8 protein-coding genes are annotated in these 7,496 nt (G+C 44.5%); 1 reads left to right on the plus strand and 7 read right to left on the minus strand.

Translation table 11 applies throughout. The features are described 5' to 3' along the window. The 6 genes from ytpR to dnaG all read right to left on the minus strand — a co-directional run. Positions 1–906 (minus strand): YtpR family tRNA-binding protein (ytpR, locus tag STRDD04_RS11300; protein WP_443031285.1); only part of this gene is annotated, 906 nt, incomplete at its 3' end. Between the two features lie 390 nt (positions 907–1,296). After that, positions 1,297–1,806 carry a GNAT family N-acetyltransferase gene (locus STRDD04_RS01495; protein ID WP_062198721.1) on the minus strand — a complete coding sequence of 170 codons (510 nt, stop codon included), beginning with the start codon at positions 1,804–1,806 and terminating at the stop codon, positions 1,297–1,299. 45 nt (positions 1,807–1,851) lie between these two features. Next, on the minus strand, positions 1,852–2,901 hold the full coding sequence (pheS, locus tag STRDD04_RS01500) for a phenylalanine--tRNA ligase subunit alpha (RefSeq protein ID WP_062198723.1): 1,050 nt from the start codon (positions 2,899–2,901) through the stop codon (positions 1,852–1,854). Positions 2,902–3,200: 299 nt separating this feature from the next. Continuing rightward, on the minus strand, positions 3,201–3,539 hold the full coding sequence (locus STRDD04_RS01505) for a metal-sulfur cluster assembly factor (protein WP_062198726.1): 339 nt from the start codon (positions 3,537–3,539) through the stop codon (positions 3,201–3,203). 127 nt (positions 3,540–3,666) lie between these two features. Then, positions 3,667–4,779 (minus strand): RNA polymerase sigma factor RpoD, encoded by a 1,113-nt coding sequence (gene rpoD / locus STRDD04_RS01510; RefSeq protein ID WP_062198728.1) that lies wholly within the window; start codon positions 4,777–4,779, stop codon positions 3,667–3,669. A gap of 2 nt (positions 4,780–4,781) precedes the next feature. Next, positions 4,782–6,587: a DNA primase gene (gene dnaG, locus STRDD04_RS01515; protein ID WP_062198730.1), complete on the minus strand. Its 1,806-nt coding sequence runs from the start codon at positions 6,585–6,587 to the stop codon at positions 4,782–4,784. 134 nt (positions 6,588–6,721) lie between these two features. On the opposite strand from dnaG, the gene mscL reads away from it, so the two are divergent. Then, positions 6,722–7,108 carry a large conductance mechanosensitive channel protein MscL gene (gene mscL, locus STRDD04_RS01520; RefSeq protein WP_062198732.1) on the plus strand — a complete coding sequence of 129 codons (387 nt, stop codon included), beginning with the start codon at positions 6,722–6,724 and terminating at the stop codon, positions 7,106–7,108. A 100-nt stretch (positions 7,109–7,208) separates the two neighbouring features. Here mscL and rpsU read toward each other — a convergent pair whose 3' ends face one another. Beyond that, complete coding sequence (rpsU, locus tag STRDD04_RS01525; protein ID WP_000048054.1) at positions 7,209–7,385, minus strand: 30S ribosomal protein S21; 177 nt, start codon at positions 7,383–7,385, stop codon at positions 7,209–7,211. Between the last annotated feature and the right edge of the window lie 111 nt (positions 7,386–7,496).

Genomic DNA, 7,496 nt, shown 5'->3' on the forward strand with positions numbered 1-7,496 from the left:
CACCAGTTTTTCACCAGCACGCGCTTCCCGCACGACAATCTGGTCCCCCTCAAAAGTATCCAAATCAAAGGCATGCATAGGCTGACCAAAGTAGAGCAGGATGTAGTTGGTCACGTCCACTACATTGTTAATCGGACGGATTCCTTCGTTCATGAGGAGATTTTGCAGCCACTGAGGACTTGGGGCGATGGTGACATTTTCCAAGATACGAGCTGCGTAATAAGGGGCTTTCTCTGTCTCAAGGGCCACTGAAAGACTGTCAGCTGCTTGCTTTTCATCCTCCACCAGCGGAAAATCTTTGAAATGCACTGACTTGTCATAAATCGCAGCCACTTCATGAGCCACCCCACGCATAGACAGAGCATCTGCCCGGTTTGGCGTGATAGAAAGCTCGATAATCTCATCGTCCAAGTCTAGATAAGAGAAGACTTCCTCACCCGGCACTGCTTCTTCAGGCAGGATTTGAATGCCATCCGCAAATTCCTTTGGCACGACAGAATCAGAAATACCCAGTTCACCAAGAGAGCAGATCATGCCCAGCGACTCAAGACCGCGGATTTTTCCTTTTTTAATCTTATAATTGTCCGCAATGCGAGCACCCGGCAGAGCCACCATGACCTTGATGCCTGCGCGAATATTTGGAGCACCACAGACAATCTGACGGTTCTCCTCTTCTCCGACATTGACTTGACAAACATGCAGGTGAGTATCAGGAACATCCTCACACGATACCACCTCACCAACAACAATTTTTGACAGGCCATCAGCTGGTGATGTCACACCTTCCACTTCAATTCCTGTCGTTGACATTTTCTCAGCCAGCTCAGCGCTCGCCACATCAATGTCTACTAACTCATTTAACCACTTATAACTTACTAGCATATTTAAGATATTAAGACCAGCCAATTGCCTTGGCAATTGGTAAAAGCGACCAAATTTTAGGGATTTGTCTGAAATCCTGATTTCAGAGACAAATCATCTAAATTTCGAGCTTTTAGGTCGTATTCATTTCCTCTCTTTAAATTTTCTGCACTTGTGCTGTGCCATTACTACAAAGGATACCAAGGGCGTCAAAAACGACTGAAAAATAGGAGATTTGCTAAGCATTCGACGAATGATCGCAAATCTATCTTTTTTCCGAGTTTTTAGCCCGGGTTCAATTCCTTTCTCTATTCTATCGCTGGGAAACTTGACCGACCAAATTTTAGGGATTTGTCTGAAATCCTGATTTCAGAAACAAATCATCTAAATTTAAAGCTTTTAGGTCGTATCATTTCCTCTCTTTAAATTTTCTTGTTATTTCAATTTCTTGCGCAGCAGCCAGTCTGTGTCTACTGTTTCACCAGTGACATAGTCGTGCTGGCTGAATTTTTCAAAGCCGTATTTGAAGTAAAATTCTTGAGCTCTAAAATTCTTTTCCCAGACGCCCAGCCAGACCCAGTCAAAGCCTCGTTTCTCGGCTTCTTCTAAGGCAAATTCAAACATCTCCTTGCCAAAGCCTTGACCATGATAGGCTTTCAAGACATAGATTCGCTGAACCTCAAAGGCCTGAGGCAGTTCTTGCTCCGTTTGAGCCTGTCCCCAGTTAAACTTGAGAAAACCAGCAATTTCACCATCTTTGACAACAAAATAGGTCTCTGACTCAGGATCTGCCAGTTCCTTTTTGATAGTCGCAAGCGACAGCTCATTGTCAAAATAATGAGCCATGTCAGCTTCCTTGATAAATGGACCAAAGGTTTCTTGATAGGTTGCGACTTCCAACTCTCGCAGGATGCTCGCTTCTTCTTTCTTGACTCTGACTAGCATACTGCACTCCTTTCTCAGAAAAGCTGCATCTATGAATACAGGTTTCTACTTAAACTGCTGAGAAAAACGAATATCTCCTTGGTAGAATCCACGAATGTCGTTGATACCGTAGCGGAGCATAGCTACCCGCTCTTGACCAAGACCAAAGGCAAATCCAGAATATTTCTCCGCATCAATGCCGCTCATTTCCAACACGCGCGGATGCACCATACCAGCTCCCATAATCTCAATCCAGCCTGTCTTCTTACAGACATTACAGCCGGCACCACCACACTTAAAGCAGGAAACATCCACTTCAACAGACGGCTCTGTGAACGGGAAGTAAGATGGACGAAGGCGGATGCTGCGGTCTTGGCCGAACATCTTCTGGACAATCAGCTGCAGCGTTCCTTGCAGGTTGGCCATGGAAATATTTTCACCTACCACCAAGCCTTCAATCTGATGGAACTGGTGCGAGTGGGTCGCATCATCAGTATCCCGACGGAAGACGCGCCCTGGTGAGATCATCTTGAGTGGCCCTTTAGAAAAGTCATGAGCGTCCATAGCTCGCGCCTGTACCGGACTGGTGTGGGTTCTGAGCAGAATCTCCTCTGTAATGTAGAAAGTGTCCTGCATATCCCGTGCCGGGTGATCCTTAGGCAGATTCATCCGCTCAAAGTTGTAATAATCCTTCTCCACTTCAAATCCGTCAACGACCTGATAGCCCATTCCGATGAAGATATCTTCAATTTCTTCACTAGTTTGGCTAAGAATATGACGGTTCCCTACCGGAATTTGACGGCCTGGCAGGGTCACATCCAAGGATTCCTCAGCCAGTTTCAAAGCCACCAATTGCTCTTCCATCTCTTGAGCTGTCTTTTCAAAAGCCGCTGTCAGAATATCACGCGCTTCATTGACGTGCTTTCCGATAATCGGCCGCATTTCAGCCGAGATATCTTTCATACCTTTTAGGACTTCGGTCAGAGAACCTTTTTTCCCCAAGACAGCTACACGTAAGTCCTGCAGTTCTTTTTGATTGTCAGCCTTGAGCTGCTTCAGAGAAGCTAGAGTCTCTTCACGCAGACTTTTCAGTTGTTCTTCAATCGTTCTTGTCATTTTCCCTCCAAAATAAAAAGCGCGCCAATCTCCATAAGCGGAGCGTTGACACGCGGTACCATCCGTTTTTTATCTGGCAAGCCAGACCTTACTTATCAATCCTAAAGCAAGTGAATTCGCCTAGCTTTCATCTAGAGAGCTTTCAGTCGCTGGCTCCCCTCCCTGTTAAACTTCCCCTAGGTTACTGGTCTTGCGGATTGCTATTCAGTTACGTTTCATTCTACCAGATTTTACTAACTTTGGCAAGGGAAATTCCATTATCAAGCAAGAAAAACCTGCATCAAAGCAGGTTCCTTTACTCATTTAATCCCCAAGGCAATGCGGGCATAGCGGCTCATCTTTTCTACTGTCCAAGCAGGATACCAGACCAGCTTGACATCTGTCTTGGTCACTTCAGGGACATCTGTCATGGCATCATAGATTTGGTCGGTCAAGAGATCCGCCAGCGGGCAACCCATGGTCGTCAGAGTCATGTCAATTTCTGTCTCACCAGTGGCCCCATCAAAGCGAATTTCATAAATCAGTCCCAGATTGACAATATCAATCCCAAGCTCAGGGTCAATAACCTGCTCCAAACTTTCTAAAATACGGGTTTTGATTCCCTCTATTTCTTGGGATGTATAATTTTTTTCTGACATGCAATACCCTCCTTATAGATATGGCAGAAATAGCAAGCTAGCTTGAGGTTTTCCAATTTTTAAACAGAATTTGCCAAACCGACGCTTCCTATCAAAACATTTTTGCCCTCTCGCCTCTCTCCGTTTCTTAATCTTCAATAAAATCTCTGAGTGGTTTGCTGCGGCTTGGATGGCGGAGTTTACGCAGGGCTTTTGCTTCAATCTGACGAATCCGTTCACGGGTGACATTAAAGACCTTACCGACATCTTCCAGTGTCCGCATTTTTCCATCATCCAGACCAAAGCGCAAACGCAAGACATTTTCCTCGCGGTCTGTCAGCGTATCTAGGACTTCATCCAACTGCTCGCGGAGAACGACACGGGTTGTGTAGTCAACTGGATTTTCAATCACTTCGTCTTCGATAAAGTCACCCAGATGGCTGTCATCTTCCTCACCGATAGGCGTTTCCAAGGAAACTGGCTCTTGGGCAATCTTGAGAATCTCACGAACCTTGTCAGGCGTCATATCCATACGCTCAGCAATCTGCTCCGGCGTTGGATCTTGACCCAATTCCTGCAAGAGATTGCGTTGCTCGCGAACTAGCTTGTTGATGGTTTCCACCATATGGACCGGAATCCGAATAGTCCGAGCTTGGTCGGCAATCGCACGAGTAATCGCCTGACGAATCCACCATGTTGCATAAGTTGAAAACTTAAATCCTTTGGTGTAATCAAACTTATCAACGGCCTTCATCAGTCCCATATTTCCTTCTTGAATCAAGTCAAGGAACTGCATACCACGGCCAACATAGCGCTTAGCAATGGAAACAACCAGACGAAGATTGGCCTCAGCCAGACGCTGCTTGGCTTCCAAGTCTCCCTGTTCTACCAAGATCGCCAACTCCTGCTCTTCTTCATTGCTGAGAAGCGGCACAACTCCGATTTCCTTCAGATACATGCGAACTGGGTCATTGACCTTGGCTGAATTGCTCCCTAGGAGCTCTTCATCCGTCAGCTCTGCCTCTTCCTCTTCAGTATTCAAGACACGCGCGCTAGGATTTCCTTCCTTATCCGTGATAGAAATGCCCGCATCCTGAATACGCTGCAGCAAATCCTCAATCCCATCAGCGTCCAAGGCGAAGGGGATGACCAGTTTGTCGTTTATTTCATCATCCGTTGCTGCACCCATTTGCTTGTGATTGCGGATGAATTCTGCAATTTGAACGTCTAATGTTGTTACTTCTTTTTGTTTTGTAGCCATACCTACTCCATTCTTCTTTTTTGTGCGATAAAGCGCTCCACCTCTAATATAGCGGCATCGTCATCTCCAGTATGCAAAGCTTCTCGAACCTTTTTGCTGATCAGCTGATTATTCTTTCGAAGCAATTCGCGTTCCCTAGTCAGCTCAACTTCTGCCAATTCTCCATCTTCCATCTCCTCTGGCAAATCTTCCTCCAACATTCGATACCAAAGTTGCTGGACTCTTTCTGGTAAGCTGGATAAATCCTGCGAAGTTACTTCACCATTGGCCAGTAAAAGCTCATAAAGCTCTTGCAGTTCTACCGTATCAAAGGTAAAATCTGCACGCAGCCGATAGCTGTTTAAAACCAGCGGATTATGTACCATACGATAAAGAATATGGATTTCTGCCTTCATTAGCCGTGATAGCTGCTTGGATACTGGTATATCAACAACTAGAGGTCGTCCCGTTGATCCTGACTGCTGCTGGCTCCGACCGTTTCGCTCGGCCAAGCGGCTATTATTGACCGTCTGCTCCACCTGCTGATAATCAAAATCTGGCAATAGCTCAGCTAACATATAAATATAAGAGTTCTGAGCTGTAATGGATCGTGTCTGAGCGATGATAGGTGCCATCTGCTCCACAAACTCAATCTGGGCCTGCAGGTTTTCGATATTATCCGGTTTAAGATAACGTAGAAGAAACTCCACATTACTAATTCGCGTTTTGGTCAGATAATTTTGTAATTCCGCAGCAGAATTTTTGGCAATAAATTCATCTGGATCCATATTGTCAGGAAGAGAGACGATTTCCACCGTCATATCCCGCAGCTCCTCTAAAGCCTTGGCTGTCGCAGCTTGACCAGCCCTGTCTCCATCATAAGTCAGAATAATTTTCTTACAATACTTACGCAGATGCTGGACATGCTCAGGTGTTAGAGCCGTCCCCATCGAAGCTACTGCATTTTCAATTCCAGCCCGGTAAGCCGCGATCACATCCATGAAGCCCTCCATCAGATAAACTTCGTGGCTCTTCTTAATCACCGGCTTGGCCTTATCCAGATGATAAAGCTCGTAACTCTTATTGAAAATAGCGGTACTACGACTGTTCTTATACTTGGCCTGATGACCATCTGAAGCCGTCTCCTGCCAAATCCGACCAGAAAAGGCCACGATCTGGCCGCTCTCATTGGTCAGAGGAAACATAATCCGGTTCTGAAAAGCATCATAGACCAAATTGTTCTCTGCCAGATTGAAGAGACCTGAGTTCATAATGGTATGCTCATCAAACTTACCAGCCATACTCTTGTGAAGGTAATTACCTTCATTGGGAGCTAGACCGATTTGAAAATGCTTAATAACCTCATCCGTCAGCCCGCGCTGGTAGAGATAGGCTCGCGCTTCTTCTCCCATCTTGGTCGTCATTAGAACAGCATGATAAAACTTAGCCGCCTCGGTATGAATATCGTAGAGAGCCTGATACGGATGAGCCTGTCTCGGTCGCTCCTTGCCCGCTGTCTCTACAGCCAAGGAAATTCCTCCCCGCTCTGCTACAAGCTGAACAGCCTCCATAAAGGAAACGCCTCGGTAGTCCTCGATAAATTTAAAAACATCTCCTGACTTACCACATCCGAAACAATGGTAAAACTGTTTGTCCTCTACAACATTAAAGGAAGGCGTTTTTTCACCATGAAAAGGACAAAGTCCCAGAAAATTTCTCCCAGCCTTGGTCAAGGCTACTGTTTCTCCTATGACATCGACGATATTGACACTATTTTTTATTTCAGAAATGGTTTCTTTATCCAATAGACAATACCTCCAATTTATCATAGAATATCACTCTATATTTTATAATAAAATGAGGCAAATGTAAAATATTTGATAGACAAATGGCTTGAAAGAATCATTTATTTGAGCTATAATAAAATCTCAAATAGTAACTCATTTTTTGAAAGGAAAAAGAAATGTTAAAGGATTTGAAAGAATTTTTGCTTCGCGGTAACGTGATTGACTTGGCAGTCGGTGTTATCATCGCCAATGCTTTTGGAGCAATCGTCACTTCACTGATTCAGGATGTTATCACTCCTTTGTTCCTCAATCCAGCTTTGAAAGCTGCTGGCGTGGACCAAATCGCTGGTTTAAAATGGAACGGAATTGCTTACGGAAGCTTCTTAAGCGCAGTAATCAACTTCTTGGTAATCGGTACTGTCCTCTTCTTTATCGTCAAGACTGCTGAAAAAGCACAAAACCTTGCTAAGAAGAACGAAGAAGCTGCTGAGGAAGAGCCAGCTGGACCAACTGAATTGGAAGTCCTACAAGACATCAAAGCTTTGCTTGAAAAGCAAAACTAACCTTCAAGGAAAGGCACTGATGAATCATCAGTGTTTTTTTTATTTCTTATTTTCAGAGAAGAAAAAAACAGCCAAACTGACTGTTTCCCCATTCTACTAATTAGAATTTTTTACGTTTACGAGCTGCTTCTGATTTGCGTTTGCGTTTTACAGAAGGTTTTTCATAGAATTCACGTTTGCGTGTTTCTTGAAGAGTACCAGCTTTAGTAACCGCACGTTTGAAACGACGAAGCGCGTCGTCAAGAGATTCATTCTTGCGTACTACTGTTTTTGACATTTTTTTTCACTCCCTTCAAGTCCAAAATCTTTTTAATCATACCATACCTTTGATTGATTGTCAAGAACTTTTCTTCTGTAGTATGTGTCTGGATTGTAGCGTTACAATAGA

The sequence above is a fragment of the Streptococcus sp. DD04 genome (assembly GCF_001578725.1).
In the GTDB taxonomy this organism is placed as follows: domain Bacteria; phylum Bacillota; class Bacilli; order Lactobacillales; family Streptococcaceae; genus Streptococcus; species Streptococcus sinensis.

Bases quoted from the DNA above. Each gene is read 5' to 3' on its own strand.
- STRDD04_RS01495 (WP_062198721.1), bottom strand. From the start codon at position 1,806: ATGCTAGTCAGAGTCAAGAAAGAAGAAGCGAGCATCCTGCGAGAGTTG.
- pheS (WP_062198723.1), bottom strand. From the start codon at position 2,901: ATGACAAGAACGATTGAAGAACAACTGAAAAGTCTGCGTGAAGAGACT.
- STRDD04_RS01505 (WP_062198726.1), bottom strand. From the start codon at position 3,539: ATGTCAGAAAAAAATTATACATCCCAAGAAATAGAGGGAATCAAAACC.
- rpoD (WP_062198728.1), bottom strand. From the start codon at position 4,779: ATGGCTACAAAACAAAAAGAAGTAACAACATTAGACGTTCAAATTGCA.
- dnaG (WP_062198730.1), bottom strand. From the start codon at position 6,587: ATGATAAATTGGAGGTATTGTCTATTGGATAAAGAAACCATTTCTGAA.
- mscL (WP_062198732.1), top strand. From the start codon at position 6,722: ATGTTAAAGGATTTGAAAGAATTTTTGCTTCGCGGTAACGTGATTGAC.
- rpsU (WP_000048054.1), bottom strand. From the start codon at position 7,385: ATGTCAAAAACAGTAGTACGCAAGAATGAATCTCTTGACGACGCGCTT.